A 19,348-nucleotide genomic window follows, 5' to 3' on the forward strand; every position below is an offset into this window, starting at 1 on the left:
TTTCACGGTTTGCATCCACTTTCAGCACCACCATCCCAGTGTTTTCCTCTTCCGCCGGCTGATAGTCCACAGCCCCGACCGCTATCAGCGTAGCGGCTGTTGCTCTGCCCGTGACAGCTGTCACTGTCGGTATGGCGGCTGCGTTTCTGCCCGCAGTCCCTAACAACAGACAGGGCGGCTATCCCTCATCATCGGGATGGCCGCCCTGGTCGTCGTGGTCTGCAGTGTTCTATCTGTGTCCGTTCTTTATCGTGATGTTGCGCTCCACGGGAGCGGTCTTGTCATCGGCCTTCTTGCCACCGAAAGTCTTGCCGGCGACCACTGCTGTGGTCTCGACCTTGACGCGCTGGGGCAGACGCTTGGTCAGATTGAAGTCGTCTTCCTCTTCGATGTTCACGCCCACGCTCGTACCCTTGAAGTGGGTGGTGCTCAGCTTGTCCAGGTTGTTGTAGGCGATGAGCATATTGACAGGGTCTTGGCCCGACTGGCTGGGGTCGTAGGAGATTTCAATGCCGCCATATCCGTTGACACACCAAGAGAAATTGGTGCGCGTCTCGCCCTCGTCCTCGTTGTAGCGATACTCCGTGCCGCGGCCCTTGACGTCTGACGAGGCACTGAGCTCAAAGTGCCATATCACCTGATAGTCGGTATACACGGTCTGCCCGGCCTGGTTCTTGAAGTACATGCGCAGCGGGCCCTCCCATTCGCCGTTGAGATAGCGCGCCATGGTGGTGCGCGAGTTGTTTATGTCGGCATTTACCGCATTGATAAACGAGCGGTAGTCATAGTCCGAAGCGTAGGGATAATAGTGGTCAAACCAGTCGGCAGTGGTACGGTCGTCGGTACCGAAGTCACCATAACGGTTGAAATACTCAGTCAAAGCTCTGTCGAGGTCGAAATAGTAGTCATAGTCGTCGCTCTCACCACACGACACCATCGTCGCCGACATCATCACCAGCACCACGGCTGTCATCAAGGTTGCTAACTTTTTCATAATCGTATATTTTTAGTTGTTATTGCTTATTGTTATGCTGCAAAATTAGCATTATATCCTGACAATGCCAATGGAAAATGGATATTCTTTGGTGGGCTTATCCCTACACTTTGTGGGGAAAACCCTAAATAATCTAAAAATCTCTGCTTTACGCCTTCTCCGTCTCGTGAGAAATAAGTAACTTTGTCGCCATATAACTGATATTTATAGTAAACAAGATGAAAACCGTTTTCGATTTTGCTGTCAAAGACAGAAAAGGCAAGGAGGTATCGCTGCGCGAGTATGCCAACGAAGTGCTCCTCATAGTAAACACCGCTACCAAGTGTGGCTTTACTCCTCAGTATGAGGAACTCGAAGCCCTCTATCAGGAATATCACACCCAGGGCTTTGAAATCCTCGATTTCCCCTGCAACCAGTTTGGCCAGCAGGCCCCCGGCACCGATGAGTCTATCCACAATTTCTGCAAACTCACCTACGGCACCGACTTCCCCCGTTTCAAGAAGGTCAAGGTCAACGGCGACGATGCCGACCCTCTCTTCCGTTTTCTGCAGGAGCAGCGCGGTTTTGCCGGCTGGGACGAGAGCCATCCCCTCACCCCAGTCCTCGACAAGATGCTCAGCGAGGCCGACCCTGACTACAAGCAGAAGAGCGATATCAAGTGGAATTTCACCAAGTTCCTCATCAACAAGCGCGGTATGGTGGTAGCCCGCTTCGAGCCCACCGAAAGCCTCGACAACATCAGCAAGGAAATAGAAAAACTCTTAGCCCAATAACAACGTGGAACATACCAAATGTCTCATCATCGGCAGCGGCCCCGCCGGCTATACAGCCGCCATCTACGCCGGCCGCGCCAATCTGCAGCCCATCGAGTATTGCGGTCTGCAGACGGGTGGTCAGCTCACCCAGACCACCATCGTCGAAAACTTCCCCGGCTATCCTGAGGGCGTCGATGCCAACCAGATGATGATGGAACTGCGCGAGCAGGCCGAGCGATTCGGTGCCGACATCCGCGACGGCGTGGTGACGGCTGCCGACCTGTCCAAGCGTCCCTACATCGTGACCATCGACGACGGCACTCAGATAGAGGCCGACACCATCATCATAGCCACCGGCGCCAGCGCCAAATACCTGGGGCTGCCCGATGAGCAGAAGTACAATGGCATGGGCGTATCGGCTTGCGCCACCTGCGACGGCTTCTTCTACCGCAAGAAGGTGGTGGCTGTAGTGGGCGGCGGCGACACCGCCTGCGAAGAGGCATCCTATCTGGCCAATCTCTGCACCAAGGTCTATATGATTGTGCGCAAGCCCTACCTCCGCGCTTCCGACATCATGCGCCGCCGCGTCGAGGAAAATCCAAAGATAGAAATCCTCTACGAGCACAACACCGAAGGACTCTATGGCGACAACGGCGTAGAGGGTGCCCACCTGGTGGCACGACGTGGCGAAGCCGATGAGCGTCACTACGATTTGCCCATCGACGGCTTTTTCCTCGCCATCGGCCATAAGCCCAACACCGACGAGTTCCGCGGACAGATAGACATGGACGAGCAGGGGTATATCAAGACCCTGGGCGCATCGCCATGCACCAATGTCGAGGGCATATTTGCCGCCGGCGACTGTGCCGACCCCACCTACCGTCAGGCCATCGTAGCCGCCGGCAGCGGATGCAAGGCCGCGCTCGAGGCCGAGCGCTATCTCAACCGATAGGGTTGGCTGAGACTGATTACAGATACTGTATCTGACATTCCATCTGCAATATCTACACAATTCACCACATGCTTCTTGATTGAAGCAAGTGGTGAATTGTGTGTTATATAGGTGATTATTTATAGCCAAAAGCACAAATTATTCACTCAAAAGTGAATTAAATAAGAAATTATACTTACCTTTGCAGCAACAAGAACCCATACGACTATGACGACAATTTCATTAAAAACCATAGAGCAGAATGATAACGTAGGCATGTTCTCTATCTGTTTCGACGGAAGTGAAGAAAGCGAGTTCGAAAAGTTCCTGATTGAATTTAAGGATAATGCCACATATAACAAGGATTTTAATGTTATCCTTATGGCTTTATCCAAGATCATTGACAAAGGTGCCCTTGAACGTTTTTTCCGTAATGAAGGCAGAATGAACGACAATGTCAAAGCCTTGGCTATCGACTCACGCAGACTGCGACTCTACTGTCTACGCATATCTGACCAAATTCTCATACTTGGCAACGGCGGCATCAAGAATACACGCACATATCAAGAGGATGAGAAACTAAGCGGTTATGTGATGGACTTGCAGACATTTGACAGGGTGCTTGTCAAAGCACAAAAGTCAGGCAAAGTTACCATTGAGAAAAATATGATAACCGATATTCAAAGTGCTACTTTTGAAATATAACATACAGCTTATGATACAGAATGAATTGTTCAGACAGTGCCTCACCGCTATACCAGCTGAGCAGAAAGCAGAATTTGACCTTTCCTTTGGAATAGCAGAGCGCATCAGCGAAGTTCTAAAAAGCAAGAACCTCACTCAGAAGGATTTTGCCCACTTGCTGCACAAGCGAGATTCTGAAGTATCCAAATGGTTGACGGGCAGACACAACTTCACCATGCAGACCATAGCGAAGATAGAGACTGCACTGGGCTGCAAACTGATTTCCATCGTACGATGAAACCAAATACGCTCAAGGCCGAGCGCTATCTCAACCGATAGGCTTGGCTGAGACGTACACCTTATTATAATATATATAGCTATTTCCCCCGACTCTGGCTCTGCGGCCAGTGTCGGGGGAATTTGCGTGATGGGAAACAAATAGCGGGGGTCAAATATCAAAAAGCACACACATGAGAAGGCGATTATTGTTAATTTTGTAGGCGTAAAGAAATCTAACAATCACCACTCGCGGCCATGTTGCTGCGAGAAACATAACTATCTACGACATGAGAACTATTACTAAAAGTCTGCTCTGTGTGCTCTGCACACTCCTGAGCGTCACAGCCAATGCCGGGGACTATCGCGTTACCGACTTCGGAGCCAAAGCCGACGGCATCACGCTCAACACCAACATCATCCAGCATGCCATCGACCACGTGAGCAGCCACGGAGGCGGCAACCTGGTGTTTACGCCGGGCCGTTACCTTACGGGCACCATCTATCTGAAGTCTGATGTCACGCTGATGCTTGAAAACGGCGCCGAACTGCTGGGCTCTACCAATCCCTGGGACTATGACAAGAGTCCCGTGGTCAACTGGCAGTCGCTCATCTTTGCCTTCGGACAGAAGAACATCGCCATCCGTGGCAAGGGAACCATCAACGGACAGGGCGCACAGACCGCCTACAACCAGGTGGATATCATCAACCGCGGACTCTACGACGATGCGCTGCGCAACGGCCGCCCCTATGAGGGCAACCGCCCGCAGAACATCTATTTCCGTGAGTGCGACAACGTGGTGGTCGAGGGCATCACCCTGCGCGACCCCGCCAGCTGGAACCAGACCTACGACCAGTGCCGCAACCTGTTGGTCGAGGGCATCACCGTAGACAGCAAGTCGTACTGGAACAACGATGGCATCGACGTCGTAGACTGCGACGGAGTGGTGATACGCCACTGCACCATCGACGCTGCCGACGACGTGTTCTGCTTCAAGTCCCACTCTGCCGACCACATCTGTCAGAACGTGGTGGTCGAAGACTGTGTGGGCCGCTCCAGTGCCAACGGTCTGAAGTTTGGCACCGTATCACGCGGAGGTTTCCGCAACTTCAAAGTCAAGAATCTTACCATCTATAACACGTATCGCTCTGCCATCACCTTCGCTACTGTCGATGGAGGTATCATCGACAATATCGAGGTCGATGGCGTGCGGTCCATCAACACCGGCAACGTAATCTTCCTGCGTACCGGCGAGCGATGGAACAAGGGCAAGCGCCCATCCATGAGCAACATTACCATCCGCAATGTCTATGCTGAGATACCCTCTTTCAAGCCCGACGCTGGCTACAGCTATGAAGGACCGGTAGAGGATATGCCGCGCAACATCTCGCCGGCCAGTATAGTGGGCATCCCCACCTGCAAAATCAAGAACGTGACGCTGCAGAACATCGAGATAGTCACCCCCGGCGGCGGCAACCCGCTCTTCGCCTACCGCGGCACCACGGCCAAAGACCTCGACAGCATCCCCGAGATGATTAAGTCTTACCCCGAGTTCTCCCAGTTCAAGGAACTGCCTGCATGGGGCTTCTATCTGCGCCATGCCGAGAATGTCACCTTCGACAACATCGTCTTCCGTGCGCTCAAGCACGACTACCGTCCGGCCATCGTAGCCGACGATGTCAAGGGGCTGACCCTGAAAGACATGCAGTATATAGAGCCCGACAGCAAGGGCAAGGTACAGGAAGTGCTATACCACTCTACACGCAACAAATAACCTAAAAACAACAGAAATCATGAACAAGATAAAGACTCTGCTCTGCGCCACCCTGCTGGCCCTGACTTCCATCTCGGCCATGGCCAAAGACTATCAGGCTGTAGCCTTCGGCGTGAAGAGCGACGGAGTGACCAACAACACCCGATCCATACAGCATGCCATAGACTATATCTCTGCTCAGGGCGGCGGACGCCTCGTCTTCTACGTAGGCCGCTACCTCACCGGAAGCATCGAACTCAAATCGGGCGTAACCCTCGTGATACACGAAGGAGCCGTGCTCGTGGCCTCTCCCTCGGTCTACGACCATAAGGGCAGCCCCCGCCGCGCACTCATCCATGCCCAGGGACAGCACGACATAGCCATCACTGGCAAGGGCATCATCGATGGCAACAGCCGCGCGCTCATCGCCGACATTGCCGAGCAGACCGCTCGCGGATACGCCGACGCCAATGCCGAGGTGCCTGCCCTCATCGCCCTCGACCGCTGCAAAGGTGTGCAGACAAGCGGCGTCACCCTGCAGAACTATGCCTGCCCGCCACTGCAGTTTGACCACTGCCACAACGTCCAGGTCACAGCCGTGACCCTGGGTCTCTCCGACGCCGCCATGCCTCTCTACGAGGCCAAGGAGTGTGGAAAGATGACTGTCAAAGACTGTCTTACACAGCCCCGTTATTAACCTACTACCCAACAGCATAAAACTATGAGCAAGATAAGACATTTGATACTGGTGGCGCTGATGACCCTCGCCGCCGCCAACGTCGCCGCCAAAGACTACCAGATGACCCTCTTCGGCATCAAGAGCGACGGAACCACCATGAACACCCGCTCCATCCAGAAGGCGATAGACTATATCGCACAGCAGGGCGGTGGCAGACTCGTATTCACCGTAGGCCGCTACCTCACAGGCAGCATCCACATGCGGTCCAACGTCACCCTGCACCTCAGTGAAGGCGCCATACTCGTGGGGTCGACCAATCCCTACGACTACGACATGGAGCTCAACTCTTGGTACGGACTCATCCTCGCCAACAAGCAAGACAACATAGCCATCACCGGCAAGGGAGTAATCGAGGGACAGGGCCGCGCGCTCGCCAACAACTTCCTGGCTCAGGCGTGCAACGGCATCATCAACGACCCGCTCAAGCTGGGCCGCGTGGCCAACCGCCCAAAGCTCATCTATTTCCGTGAGTGCAACCATGTCACCGTCAAGGACATTACGCTGCAGAACCCAGCCTTTTGGACCCAGACCTACGACCAGTGCACCAACCTCGTCATCGACGGCATCACCGTGCACAGCCGCGCCTATTGGAACAACGACGGTATGGACATCGTAGACTGCAACGGAGCGCTAATCCAGAACTGCTACGTCGACGCCACCGACGACGCCATCTGCCTCAAGTCGCACGATGCCAAAAGCCTCTGCCAGAACATCACCGTGCGCAACAACAAGGCTTGCTCGAGCGCCAGCGGCATCAAGTTTGGCACCGCATCGGTAGGCGGCTTCAAGAACATACGCATCGTCAACAACACCATCTTCGACACCTTCCGCTCGGCCATCACCATACAGGCTGTCGACGGCGGACACGTGGAGAACATCATCGTAGATAGTCTGCGCTCCATCAACACCGGCAACCCCATCTATCTCGTTGTGGGCCAGCGACGGGGCGACGCCCATGAGCTCATCGAGGTCAACGACGACACCAACAAGCCCGGCCGCAGCCGTATGGACAATGTGCATATCTCCAACGTATATGCCGAGGTGCCTGCCACCAAGCCCGATGCCGGATACGAGTATGAGGGTCCTACCGAGGACAACCCACGCAACATCTCGCCCTCGGCCATCGTAGGACTTGAGAACAACCACATCACCAATGTGAGCATCGAGAATGTGGAGATAGTCTACCCCGGCGGAGGCGACCCCAACTACGCCCGCGTGGGAACCGACGAACTCGACAAGGTGCCCGAGATGCCTCGCGCCTATCCTGAGTTCTCCCAGCACAAGGAGCTGCCCGCCTGGGGCTTCTACGTGCGCCACGCCGACGGAGTGACCTTCCGCAACGTGCGCCTTACCGCCCGCAAGGCCGACTACCGCCCAGCCATCGTCCTCGACGACGTAAACCGCGGCTCATTCACCAAAATCAAGGTGGCCGAGCCAAAAGCCGGAAAGAAACAGCAGATATTCGCCCATAACTCCAAGCAAATTAAGAAGTAACTTAAGACCATAGCTACAAGCAGTCAGCCATCCGCCCGGCAACGGGAGAATGGCTGACTTTTGTTTTCGCACCACTGCCCTGCCCCATCGCGGTCGCGGCGGCAAGCCCTGCCACCTTCCGACGCCACTGACAGACCGGCACAAGCAATACTGCCAGACCACCGCACAACCCACAGCAATACGAGAGGACATCGCCACACCCGCAAAAGCTATTGACAGCCACCACATTCACCACCATGGCTGCTGCGTGCCTTATGTTACGTAGGCTCGTATCGTATGTTACGTGGGCCCGTGACTTCCGACACGTACTCACGTGACATACGATACGAGCCGCCAAAGGCCATCAGCACATCGGTGCACCTGACCGAGACCGAGGCTAAGCTGGCTGCGACCGAGGCAGCGGCAAAGAAGAGGGCTGGACTCCATGTGAGAAGTCCAGCCCTGGTTATGGTAAGGCCGTTGCCTGTGGCAGTAAGGCTGGTCTATGCTTGCAGCCCGGTCGTGGGGTGAGGTTGGGCGTCGCCCTTGCGGCTCACCGCCCACATGCCGGCAAAGGTGAGTAGGCCATTGAGCATCAGCAGCTCGTAGCCGAAGTGATATCCGCAGAGGGCGGTGGTGGCGGTGTCTATGCCAAAGCAGATGAGGGGCGAGGCGACGGCAATATAGGGCACCCAGCGGTCGCGCACCGTGCGGCGGGTGAGCAGCGCAAAGCCAAACATGCCGAGCAGCGGACCATAGGTATAGGAACACATGACATAGATGGCGTCGAGCAGACTGGTGTTGTTGAACACGCGGAAGAGCAGGATGAAGAGGGCAAAGACCACAGCCATACCCACGTGGACACGATGGCGCAGGCGCTCGTCGTTGGCCCGCCCGCGTATGTCTACGCAGAACGAGGTGGTGAGCGAGGTGAGGGCCGAGTCGGCACTGGAGAACGACGCCGCCACGATGCCGATGGTGAAGAACACGACCACCGCCATGCCCAACTCTCCCGAGGCGGCAAAGGCAGGCAGCAGCTGGTCGCCCGAGGCATCGACGCCCGTGCGCTGGGCAAGCATCATGAGCAGCACGCCCAGGGAGAGAAACAGCGCATTGGCGGGCAGAAACGCCACGCCATAGCTGCACATGTCCTTCTGCGCCTCGCGCAGCGTCTTGCAGGTCAGGTTCTTCTGCATCATATCCTGGTCGAGTCCGGTCATCACCACTACGATGAACACACCGCTGAAGAACTGCTTCCAGAAGTTCTGCCGCGACACCCAGTCGTCGAAGACAAACACGCGGCTGTGGCCGCTGTCCATCACAGCGCCCATCGCCTGGGCGAGGCTCATGTCGAGGGCATCGGTGACATGGATGATGATGAGTATCAGGGCGGCAAACATGCAGAGGGTCTGGAACGTATCGGTCCACACCAGCGTCTTCACTCCGCCACGGCGCGTGTAGAGCCATATCGGCACCACCAGCAGCGGCACGGTAATGTAGAAGGGTATGCCCATGCTGTCGAAGACAAACTCCTGGAGGATGATGCACACCACATAGAAACGGGCGGCGGCGCCGGTCATCTTGGACAGCAGGAAGAACGAAGCCCCGGAGAGGTAGGAACAGCGCCCCAGCCTCAGACTGAGGTAGGTGTAGATGGTGGTGAGGTCGTAGCGGTAGTAGATGGGCAACAGCACAAAAGCCACGACAATGTAGCCCAGGATAAAGCCCATGCAGGTCTGCAGATAGGTCATGTCGCTGGCGCCCACCATGCCGGGTACTGAGACAAAGGTGACGCCGGAGATAGAGGCGCCCACCATGCCAAACGCCACCATGTACCAGGGCGAGCGGCGGTTGGCGCGAAAGAATGTGTCATTGCTCGAGCCGCGCGTGGTGAGCCGGCTGAAGGCCAGCAGCAGCCCGAAATAGATCAAGACCGAAAAGAGTATAATCATAATGTGTCAAGCGTTGAATGAGGTGGGCGTCTGGCTGTCTATCTCGCGCAGCAGAGCCACGGCATCGCCCACGGTGGCTATCTGCGCCACGTGCATGAGCCGTCGGCCCTTGACCTCCTTGAGCTCGCAGCGCCGCGGGTTGGCAGCCATGTAGTTGATGGCTTTGCCAAAGGCAGTGCTCTTGTAGTAGACGCTGTCTGGGTTGCCCACAAACTGAAGCGTCATGCGGCCCTGACGCAGGATAATCTTCTCGAAGCCAAGCCGCTTGCCCAGCCGGCGCAACGCCACGACCTGCATGAGCTCCTCGCCCTCGTGGGGGATGGGTCCGAAGCGGTCGATGAGCCTCTGGCGATAAGCGTCGAGCTCGCGGTCGTCGGTAATGTTGTCAAGCTCGCGGTAGAGCAGCATCCTCTCGCTCGAGCCAGGCACATAGGTGTCGGGGAAGTACATCTCGAGGTCGCTCTCCACGGCACAGTCGTCGACAAACTCGCCGCTGATGTCGCGGCCGGCAGCCATCTCGTCGGCATAGATGTCCTGGAACTCGTCGTTCTTGAGTTCGGTGACCGCCTGGGAAAGTATCTTCTGATACATTTCATACCCGAGGTCCTCCATGAAACCGCTCTGCTCGGCGCCCAGCAGATTGCCGGCGCCGCGGATATCCAGGTCTTGCATGGCGAGGTTGAAACCACTGCCCAGTTCAGAGAAATTCTCAAGCGCTTCAAGCCGGCGGCGCGCGTCGGGCTTGAGCAGCGATTTGGGGGGAGCCAGCAGATAGCAGAAGGCCTTGCGGTTGCTTCGGCCTACCCTTCCGCGCATCTGGTGCAGGTCTGAGAGACCAAAGCGGTGGGCATCGTTGATTATGATGGTATTGGCATTGGATATATCGATGCCGTTCTCGACGATGGTGGTAGAGAGCAGCACGTCGTAGTCGTAGTTGATAAATCCCATGATGACCTGCTCGAGCTCGTCGGGCGGCATCTGGCCGTGGCCGATAGCCACACGGCAGTCGGGCACATACTTGTGGATGAGGTTGGCTATCTCGGGCAGATTGGAGATGCGGTCGTTGACGAAGAACACCTGTCCGTTGCGGCTCATCTCAAAGTTGATGGCTTCGGCGATGACCTCGTGGCCATAGGTGTCGACCTCGGTATGCACGGGATAACGGTTGGGCGGCGGTGTGCGCATCACACTCATGTCGCGAGCACCCATGAGCGAGAACTGCAGGGTGCGGGGAATGGGGGTGGCCGACATGGTGAGCGTATCGACATTGGTCTTCATGGTGCGCAGCTTCTCCTTGGTCGAGACGCCAAACTTCTGCTCTTCGTCGATGATGAGCAGCCCCAGGTCTTTCCATTTGACGGTCTTGCTGATGAGCTTGTGGGTGCCCACGAGGATGTCTATCTTGCCGTCGGCCAGGTCTTTCAGCACCTGGGTGGTCTGGCGCGCCGTGCGGGCACGGCTGAGATAGTCTACGCGCACGGGGAAGTTCTTCAGACGGTTGCGGAAGGTCTGGTAGTGCTGGAAGGCGAGCACGGTGGTAGGTACCATCACCGCCACTTGCTTAGAGTCGCACGCGGCCTTAAAGGCAGCGCGCACGGCGACCTCGGTCTTGCCGAAGCCCACATCTCCGCAGACGAGGCGGTCCATGGGGCGGGCACGCTCCATATCGGCCTTCACCTCCTGGGTGGCTCGCAGCTGGTCGGGGGTATCTTCGTAGAGGAAGCTGGCCTCGAGCTCGTGCTGCATGAAAGAGTCGGCGCTGAAGGGGAAGCCCTTCTCGTGACGGCGACGGGCATAGAGCTTGATGAGGTCACGGGCAATATCCTTGATGCGCTTCTTGGTGCGCTCCTTGAGACGGTCCCAGGCGCCGGTGCCCAACGTGGAGAGGCGGGGTGGCTCTCCGGTGTCCTGGCGGCGGTACTTGCTGATTTTGTAGAGCGAGTGGATGGAGACATCGACCTTGTCGTTGTGCTGGTAGATGATGCGTATCACCTCCTGATAACTGTCGCCCACGGGCACGCGCACCAGGCCGCCAAACTTGCCGATGCCGAGGTCGACATGGACAATGAAGTCGCCGGGCTCGAGTTCGTAGAGTTCCTTCATGGTAAGCGCCATCTTGCCGGAACGGGCGCGGTCGCTGCGGAGGCTGTACTTGTGGAAACGGTCGAATATCTGGTGGTCGGTGAAGCAGCAGATGCGCAGCGCATTGTCGGCAAAACCGCTATGGAGGGCCTTGTCGACGCCCTCGAAGTCGATGCCGGTGCGCTGGGCATCAAGGTGGGAGCGCTCGCGGTCGCTGCCCATCTCGGCGAAGATTTCGCGCAGACGCTGTTGCTGCTTGGCGCTGTCGGCAAGGATAAAGAGGCGGTAGCCCTGGAGCAGATAGTCTTCGAGCGACTGGCGCAGGAGGTCGAAATTCTTATGGAAGAGGGGTTGCGGGGTGATGTTCATGGCGATGGTAGCCGTGGCGCCAGACTGGGCGTCGGCATGGGCGCCCACATTCATGCCAAACCACACATGGCGGAGGCGTGCCTGAAGGGTGTCGTACTGCGACGGCGGACAGAGAGCCCACTCGCGCCGCATCTCGCGCTCTATCTGCTGGCGCTCCATCTCGGTGGCGCCCTCAAGCCGCTCGGTGAGAGCCTGGGAGGAGAAACCCTCGCTATAAACGCGCGCCACCACGCTGCCCACGTAGTCGAAGTCGGGGGCAACGAGCAGCGTATCGTCGGGCACGAACTGCAGGAAGGACACGCGCTCGGTGGCAGTCTGGGCAAGTTCGGGCAGGATGTCTATCTCGGACTTGCGGTCCTTGGACAACTGGTCCTCGACCTCAAAGGTACGGATGGTATCAATCTCGTCGCCGAAGAAGTCGACGCGGTAGGGATACTCGCTCGAGTAGGAATAGATGTCGATGATGCTGCCGCGCTGGGCATACTGACCTGGCTCATAGACATAGTCGACCATCTCGAACCCCAGATCGCGCAGACGATGGGCGACATCGGTGATGTCGATGGTCTGACCCGTGGTGAGATGGATGCGGTGGTCGTCGATGTTCTGCTGCGACGCCACCATCTCGGCCAGAGCCTCTGGGTGGGTGACCACATAGAGCACGTCGCCACTGCTGCGCGAGCTGAAACGGCCGAGCACCTCGGTGCGCAATATCTCGTTGGCGGCATCGCGCTGGCCGTGGCGCACGGAGCGCCGGTAGCTCGAGGGGAAAAAGAGCACGCGCTCCTGGCCCATAATCTGAGTAAGGTCGTGGTAGAAATAGCCCGCCTCGTCGGCATCGGGGAGGATAAAGACCACGGGGACGGCCACTCTGTCGGCCACCGAGGCAAAGAGCAAAGGCGTGGCCGACGCCTGTGCACCTTGTATATAGATATGGCGGGTGGCAGGTTCGGCCAAAACCTTAACGAGCGTACCCGCTTGCGGGCACGCTCCGTAGAGTCTGCTTAAATCTTCTATCGTCATAGGCGTGAAATCGCTTCACTCAAAGAGAGGGATGGCTCAGGCTTTGGGCAAGGCAGGATAATGGCGGAACCAGCCGTCCCAACGGAGACGCATCACACCAAAGAAAGCCTCACCGAAGATGCCACCGCTCATCTTGCTGACACCCTCGCGACGGTTGACAAAGATGACGGGCACCTCTTTGATTTTGAACCCTATCTTGTAAGCGGTAAACTTCATCTCAATCTGGAAGCCGTAGCCCTTGAAGCGTATCTCGTCGAGGGGGATGGTGGCAAGCACACGGCGGCGGTAGCACTTGAAGCCGGCGGTGGTGTCGTGGACCTTGAAGCCGGTGACCATGCGCACGTACTTGGACGCGAAATAGCTCATCAGCACGCGCCCGATGGGCCAGTTGACGACATTGACACCGCTCACATAGCGCGAACCGATAGCTACATCGTAGCCCTCGTCATGACAGGCAGAGTAGAGGCGTGGCAGGTCGGCAGGGTCGTGACTGAAATCGGCATCCATCTCGAAGATGTAGTCGTAATTGTGCTCAAGCGCCCACTTGAAGCCAGTGATATAGGCGGTGCCGAGTCCGAGTTTGCCGCTGCGCTCGATGAGGAACAGGCGGTCGCCAAACTCGTCGGCCATAAGGCGCTTGACTATCTGGGCAGTACCATCGGGGCTGCCGTCGTCGATGACCAAGATGTGAAAACACTTGTCCAAGGAGAAAACCGCACGAACGATTTTCTCCATATTTTCCTTCTCGTTGTATGTAGGAATAATTACAATACTATCGCTGGTATTCATACCTCTCCATTTTTCTTACAAAGATAGTGCAAGTCGAAGACAATGCAAAGAAAAACACGAAGTTTTTTTCGTTTTGCATGGTTAAGACGCCGCCTATCTTGACTAAAGATGGTGCAAAGGGAGCAAAACTGAAAAGAAAGCACATTGACAGTGCAGCTGTAGCCTCTGTCGCTGCGATAAACGAGGGCGTGAGAAAACTACGGATAGTGGGTGCCACACTCCCACTCACGGAAACAAACCTGGCGGAGATGACATCTGCGGTGATTTCAAGGTTTGAAACGGGGAATGCAAACTCGGAAATGAATATGGCAAACCATGATTTCTGCATTTCAAGTCGCGGACCCGACTCAGAGTGGCTCGCAGCGGGGTTGCAGACGGCGAGCGGGTGGACGGGCTTCGTGGAGAAACTGACGGTGCGGGCGGAGAAACTGACGGCGCGGGCGGAGAGGCAGAAAAAAGAACAGGGAATAAGCGGTAAGATACCGACTTATCCCCTGTAGATATTATTAAGTTAGATTTAGTATATCTTGCTCTCTTGCTGCGTTATGCCAGAGCTATCCATTCGTAGATGAATGAGCATACACCGAAGAGCAGCACACCTGTGGTACAAACGGCGAGGGCGAGCTTGGTGCTCGTGGCGCTCTGGAATGTAGGCAGAGGATGCTCGTTGGGCTTGATGTACATAGCCTTGACGATGAGCAGATAGTAGTAGAGAGATATCACGGTGTTGACCAGCGCGATGAATACCACGATGTAGGCCAGCGCTCCGGTGGTGGTGGCCAAGTCGGCGCCCTTGACAGCTGCCATGAAGACGAAGAACTTGGAGAACATACCAGCGAAGGGAGGAATACCACCCAGGGAGAACAGGGCGAGGGTCATGAGGAAGGCCAGACGCGGATTGGTCTGATAGAGTCCGTTGTAGCTTTCCATATCTACCACGCCGTTATTGTGCTCCTCGATAGACGAGATGATGGTGAACACAGCCATATTGGCTACCACGTAGATGAGCACGTAGAAGCTGAGGGCGTAGACCGATGTGGCCTGGTTGCCCACGATGGCGAGCACGATGTAACCTGCCTGAGAGATAGAGCTGAACGCCATGAAGCGCTTCAGGTCGCTCTGATGGATGGCGAAAAGGTTGGCCACGGTGATAGACAGCACGATGACAATGAAGAGCATGTACTGCCAGTACTCGACCATGGGACCGAAGACCTTCATCAGCACGGTGCAGAGCGTGAAGGCTGCGGCTCCCTTAGAGATAACCGACAGATAGCCGGTAACGGTGGTGGGAGCGCCCTGGTAAGAGTCGGCTGTCCAGAAGTGGAAGGGCACGAGAGAAATCTTGAAGCCCAGACCGCTGACGAAGAACACCAGACCCACGATGACCATAGGAGTGGCAGAGAGTCGCATCACTACGTCGTCGAAGTAGAGTGTGCCTACTGCGCCATAGAGCAGGCTGATACCATAGAGCATCACGCCGCTCGAGAAGGTGGCGGTGAGGATGAACTTGGCACCTGCCTCGGCTGAGTTGTGGCGGTACTTGTCGAACGCCACCAAGCAGGCCATGGGCACCGAAGCCAGCTCAAGACCCAGGAAGAACAGCAGGAAGTGGTTGGCACTTACCATCATGTTCATACCCAAGAGGGTGGCGAGGGTGAGCATGTAGAACTCACCCTCCTTGAAGAAGGTATCGGGGCGGCGCATCCACTCGCGGCTCTGGATGAGCACGATGAGTGTGCCGAAGGCGAGGATGCTCTTGATGATACCGATAGAGGGTGTGGTATAGTACATGCCGCCAAAGGTAACGGCAGACTCTACGGGAGCGAGATTGAGCAGGGTGTGGACAAGCATGAGCACACACACCAGCGGACCGAACCATGCACGGGGAGCCTTGAAGTCGGCGCCAGCCTGTACATCGGCTACACGGGGGGCAGTAAAGAAGTCTGCAATGAAGACGATTACCAGAACAGCCATAAGGCTTACTTCGGGCATCATATGTAAAAACTGACTATAATCAATATTCATTTCTTTTAGATACTTAATCGTTAGACATTACAGTTTACTGGGCTATCGCAACAAAGTTGCCGATATGCTGGATGATAGGGCCTACTGCATCGTAGATAACCTCCTGTGCCCAGAAAGGCGCAGTACCGAGACCGGCTACGCAGAAGATAAGTCCACCCACGGCCAAGCGCTCGTCCCAAGTAGCATCGGTGAGCTTGAGGAACTCGGGGTTGGGTATCTTCTGGAATAGAATCTTGCCCACAACGCGCAGGATGTACACGGCTGTCACTACGATAGAGGTACAAGCCACGATGGTACATACACGGTGGAAGGTATCGGCGTTCTGGAACGAACCTACGAAGATGGTCATCTCGGCCACGAAGCCAGAGAAACCGGGGAGACCCAGGTTGGCCAAACCTGCCACTACATAGGAAACGGCGAGGAAAGGCACTACCTTCATCAGTCCGCCGAGATAGCGCACGTCGCGAGTGCCGGCACGGTGGTAAATCATACCGATGACAGCAAAGAAGAGGGCTGTCATCAGACCGTGGGACAACATCTGGATAACGGCACCGGTGATGGCGGTCTGGGTAACCATGCAGAGGGCGAAGAGCACCATACCGCAGTGGGATACCGAGCTATAGGCATTGATGTACTTGAGGTCGGTCTGCACACAGGCTGAGAGCGCTCCATATACCACAGAGATGGTGGTGAGGATGAGGAACACAGGTGCCCAGGTGTCGAGAGCGGAAGGCATGAGATACATCGCAATGCGGAAGCAGCCGTAGCCACCGAGCTTCATCAGCACACCGGCGTGGAGCATAGACACGGCGGTAGGGGCGCTGGCATGACCGTCGGGCGACCATGTGTGGAATGGGAAGAGGGCTCCCAGCACGCCGAAACCGATGAAGAGCAAGGGGAAGAAGATGTTCTGCACATTCTCGGGGATATTGGCCATAGCCGCAATCTCATTGATGTTCATCGTGGTGGCTCCACTGAAGAAGTAGATGGCCAGGATGCCGATGATGAGCAGCGCCGAACCACCCATAAGCATCAGGGTGAGCTTCATGGCGGCATACTCCTTGGCGCCTGTACCCCATACTCCGATAAGCAGATACATAGGGATAAGGGCTACCTCGTAGAACATGAACATGGTGAACATATCTACCGAGATGAAGAAGCCGAACACACCGGTGCTGAGCAGGGTGAACCAGAGGAAGTATTCCTTGTGGTTGGACATGGCCTGCCAAGAGGCAAAGGTTCCGGTGAAGACAATGATGGCCGACAGCAGGAGCATCACGACCGAGATGCCATCGACGCCTACGCTGTAGGCGATATGGAGCGAGGGGAACCATGCCACGCTGTAGGTGAACAGCATGGGATCGGTGTTACCGGCATGGCGCATCTGTATAAAAGTAACGGTAAGCCAGATGGCAAGGACCAACAGGGCGCTGGCACCTGCTACCATTACGCCACGTACCTGAGCCAGGTTCTTGGAAAACCAGAGCCCGAGGAGCATCAGGACGGGGATAACTACGAATAATGTTAATATACTCATAATGATAATGCTCTAAAGACAAAGAAGGATTAATGATATAGCTACACTTCCCGTGATAAACCATACGGCATACTGGCGCACGTCACCACTCTGCCATGGACGGATAGACTCACCGGCTTCCTGTGTACCCCATGCCATGAAGTTCATGGTGCCGTCGATGACGCGGCGGTCAAACCATGCGATGGGCTTGGAGAAGAGTCCGAAGACTATCTTGTGGGTGAAGAACTGCCATGCGTCGTCGATGTAGAAACGGTTGAGGGCAGCCTTGTGCAGCACAGGCATACGCTTGGCCAGAGTGTCGGCCAGCGGAGTCTTCTTGGGAGCGTACATATAGGTGGCAAGGGCAATGCCGATGACAGCCACCACAATGCTGGTAGTAGCCACCTGAGCATTGATGTGGATATCGTAGCTCTGGCCGGTAGCCGAAACAAAGTGGCCGAAAGGTATAAGACCGGCTACACACGAGATGATGGCAAGGAACACCAGCGGACCCCACATTACGAAGGGCACCTCTTGTGGCTTGCGACGGTGTTCGGGGTCAAGTTCGTAGTAGCTCTGGCCCCAGAATATCACGTAGTAGAGACGGAACATGTAGAAAGCGGTCATACCGGCAACCAGTGTCATGAAGTAGCCCATGAAGGGAGAGAACTGGAAGCAGGCGGTGATGATTTCGTCTTTAGAGAAGAAACCTGCAAAGGGAGGGATACCGGCGATGGCGAGACATCCGATGAGGAAGCAGACATTGGTAATGGGCATATACTTGTGCAGACCTCCCATATACTCCTTGAAGTTGCTGCCGATAATCACGATGATGGCACCGGAGCAGAGGAAGAGCAGGGCCTTGAACATGGCGTGGGTAAAGAGGTGGAACATACCGGCCATATAACCCAGACCACCCTCGTGGTTGTCGATGGCAGTACATACGCCAAGGGCTACCAGCATATAGGCTATCTGAGAGATGGTCGAGAAGGCCAGACCACGCTTGATATCGCGCTGACAGCAGGCTACGGCTGCGGCATAGAATGCGGTGAAGGCAGCGATGTAGGCCACATAGTGCAGGGCGTTGGGGGCGTAGTTCACCCAGATGGGGAACAGGCTGGCCACCTGATATACACCAGCCACAACCATGGTGGCGGCGTGGATGAGCGCTGACACGGGTGTGGGGCCTTCCATAGCGTCGGGCAACCAGATGTGCAGCGGGAACATGGCACTCTTACCGGCACCACCGATAAACATCAAGAACAGGGCGGTAGGCAGGACAAATGCTGCACCATGCAACTTCAGCACCAGGTCGTGGTCGGCAGCCAGGTCGTAGTTGAACGTGCCTACATAGAAGCTGTAGAAGAGAATACCGATGAGGAAGAAGAGGTCGGCGAAGCGAGTTACGATAAACGCCTTCTTGCTGGCGTGGACAGCGGCATGCTTGGGGTAATAGAAACCGATAAGCAGATAAGAGCACACGCCCACCAGCTCCCAGAAGAGATACATCTGGAAGAGGTTGGTGGCAACCACCAGACCCAGCATGGACATCGTAAACAGGCTCAGGTAAGCGTAGAAACGCTGGAAGCCCTTCTCATAGCCTTCAACCTCATAGTTCTCGTCGCGCTCGGCCATATAACCAAACGAATAGATATGAACCATAAAGCTGACAGTGGTGATAACGATGAGCATCATCACGCTGATAGGCGTAAGGCGGAAACCGATGTTGAAGGTAAGCAGCTCGCTAAACTTCAACCAGCTATAATTGAACACGGTAACGGTGTTGTAGGCGCCAGTGACGGCATCTCTTCCCTCTACGAAGAAATACTTGTAGGCGGTATATACCGACATGGCGAATACGCAGCCCAGCACGATGGTGCCGATGACACCCGCTACCTGCTTCTTCATCTTCATGCCCGCAAGTCCTAACACGAGGAAACTCAGCAACGGCAGAAGAAGTATCAAAAATGCATAACTGTACATAGTGTC

Annotated in this window: 15 protein-coding genes; 8 read left to right on the top strand and 7 right to left on the bottom strand. The window is 55.8% G+C overall.

Annotation, left to right across the window (positions count from 1 at the left end):
• Positions 1 to 229 precede the first annotated feature (229 nt).
• Positions 230 to 994, bottom strand: a complete 765-nt coding sequence (locus CIK95_RS05380; RefSeq protein WP_144007746.1) for a hypothetical protein — start codon at positions 992 to 994, stop codon at positions 230 to 232.
• Between the two features lie 218 nt (positions 995 to 1,212).
• Between CIK95_RS05380 and CIK95_RS05385 the strand changes: the two genes are divergently transcribed.
• The 7 genes from CIK95_RS05385 to CIK95_RS05415 all read left to right on the top strand — a co-directional run bounded on the left by CIK95_RS05385 (position 1,213) and on the right by CIK95_RS05415 (position 7,627).
• Entirely contained in the window at positions 1,213 to 1,767 is a 555-nt protein-coding gene (locus tag CIK95_RS05385) for a glutathione peroxidase (protein ID WP_094423239.1), read from the top strand.
• A 4-nt stretch (positions 1,768 to 1,771) separates the two neighbouring features.
• Complete coding sequence (gene trxB / locus CIK95_RS05390; RefSeq protein WP_022309916.1) at positions 1,772 to 2,701, top strand: thioredoxin-disulfide reductase; 930 nt, start codon at positions 1,772 to 1,774, stop codon at positions 2,699 to 2,701.
• 207 nt (positions 2,702 to 2,908) lie between these two features.
• Positions 2,909 to 3,385, top strand: coding sequence for a hypothetical protein (locus tag CIK95_RS05395; protein WP_022309917.1), 477 nt, complete (start codon positions 2,909 to 2,911; stop codon positions 3,383 to 3,385).
• Between the two features lie 10 nt (positions 3,386 to 3,395).
• Complete coding sequence (locus CIK95_RS05400; RefSeq protein WP_094387383.1) at positions 3,396 to 3,662, top strand: helix-turn-helix transcriptional regulator; 267 nt, start codon at positions 3,396 to 3,398, stop codon at positions 3,660 to 3,662.
• 268 nt (positions 3,663 to 3,930) lie between these two features.
• Positions 3,931 to 5,415: a glycoside hydrolase family 28 protein gene (locus CIK95_RS05405; protein WP_094387384.1), complete on the top strand. Its 1,485-nt coding sequence runs from the start codon at positions 3,931 to 3,933 to the stop codon at positions 5,413 to 5,415.
• Between the two features lie 19 nt (positions 5,416 to 5,434).
• Positions 5,435 to 6,091 (top strand): glycosyl hydrolase family 28 protein, encoded by a 657-nt coding sequence (locus CIK95_RS05410; RefSeq protein ID WP_094466477.1) that lies wholly within the window; start codon positions 5,435 to 5,437, stop codon positions 6,089 to 6,091.
• A 24-nt stretch (positions 6,092 to 6,115) separates the two neighbouring features.
• On the top strand, positions 6,116 to 7,627 hold the full coding sequence (locus CIK95_RS05415; protein WP_094466478.1) for a glycoside hydrolase family 28 protein: 1,512 nt from the start codon (positions 6,116 to 6,118) through the stop codon (positions 7,625 to 7,627).
• A 482-nt stretch (positions 7,628 to 8,109) separates the two neighbouring features.
• On the opposite strand, the gene CIK95_RS05420 is transcribed toward CIK95_RS05415, so the two are convergent.
• From CIK95_RS05420 to CIK95_RS05430, 3 genes are read right to left on the bottom strand one after another with little or no spacing between them, the layout of a single operon-like run.
• A complete protein-coding gene (locus CIK95_RS05420; RefSeq protein ID WP_094466479.1) occupies positions 8,110 to 9,558 on the bottom strand; it encodes a sodium:solute symporter in 1,449 nt (482 codons plus the stop codon).
• A 6-nt stretch (positions 9,559 to 9,564) separates the two neighbouring features.
• Entirely contained in the window at positions 9,565 to 13,029 is a 3,465-nt protein-coding gene (mfd, locus tag CIK95_RS05425; RefSeq protein WP_094466480.1) for a transcription-repair coupling factor, read from the bottom strand.
• A 36-nt stretch (positions 13,030 to 13,065) separates the two neighbouring features.
• Positions 13,066 to 13,818, bottom strand: coding sequence for a polyprenol monophosphomannose synthase (locus CIK95_RS05430; RefSeq protein ID WP_094466481.1), 753 nt, complete (start codon positions 13,816 to 13,818; stop codon positions 13,066 to 13,068).
• Positions 13,819 to 13,844: 26 nt separating this feature from the next.
• Here CIK95_RS05430 and CIK95_RS05435 point away from each other — a divergent pair, with 26 nt between their 5' ends.
• Positions 13,845 to 14,318 carry a hypothetical protein gene (locus CIK95_RS05435; RefSeq protein ID WP_094466482.1) on the top strand — a complete coding sequence of 158 codons (474 nt, stop codon included), beginning with the start codon at positions 13,845 to 13,847 and terminating at the stop codon, positions 14,316 to 14,318.
• A gap of 43 nt (positions 14,319 to 14,361) precedes the next feature.
• On the opposite strand, the gene CIK95_RS05440 is transcribed toward CIK95_RS05435, so the two are convergent.
• Genes CIK95_RS05440 through nuoL form a run of 3 tightly spaced genes read right to left on the bottom strand, consistent with a single transcriptional unit; the run spans position 14,362 to position 19,342 of the window.
• Positions 14,362 to 15,843, bottom strand: coding sequence for an NADH-quinone oxidoreductase subunit N (locus CIK95_RS05440; protein ID WP_022309926.1), 1,482 nt, complete (start codon positions 15,841 to 15,843; stop codon positions 14,362 to 14,364).
• 34 nt (positions 15,844 to 15,877) lie between these two features.
• Positions 15,878 to 17,380, bottom strand: a complete 1,503-nt coding sequence (locus CIK95_RS05445; RefSeq protein ID WP_022309927.1) for a NuoM family protein — start codon at positions 17,378 to 17,380, stop codon at positions 15,878 to 15,880.
• Between the two features lie 12 nt (positions 17,381 to 17,392).
• Complete coding sequence (gene nuoL, locus CIK95_RS05450) at positions 17,393 to 19,342, bottom strand: NADH-quinone oxidoreductase subunit L (RefSeq protein WP_094466483.1); 1,950 nt, start codon at positions 19,340 to 19,342, stop codon at positions 17,393 to 17,395.
• Between the last annotated feature and the right edge of the window lie 6 nt (positions 19,343 to 19,348).

The organism is Prevotella sp. P5-108 (assembly GCF_002251385.1).
Classification (GTDB): domain Bacteria; phylum Bacteroidota; class Bacteroidia; order Bacteroidales; family Bacteroidaceae; genus Prevotella.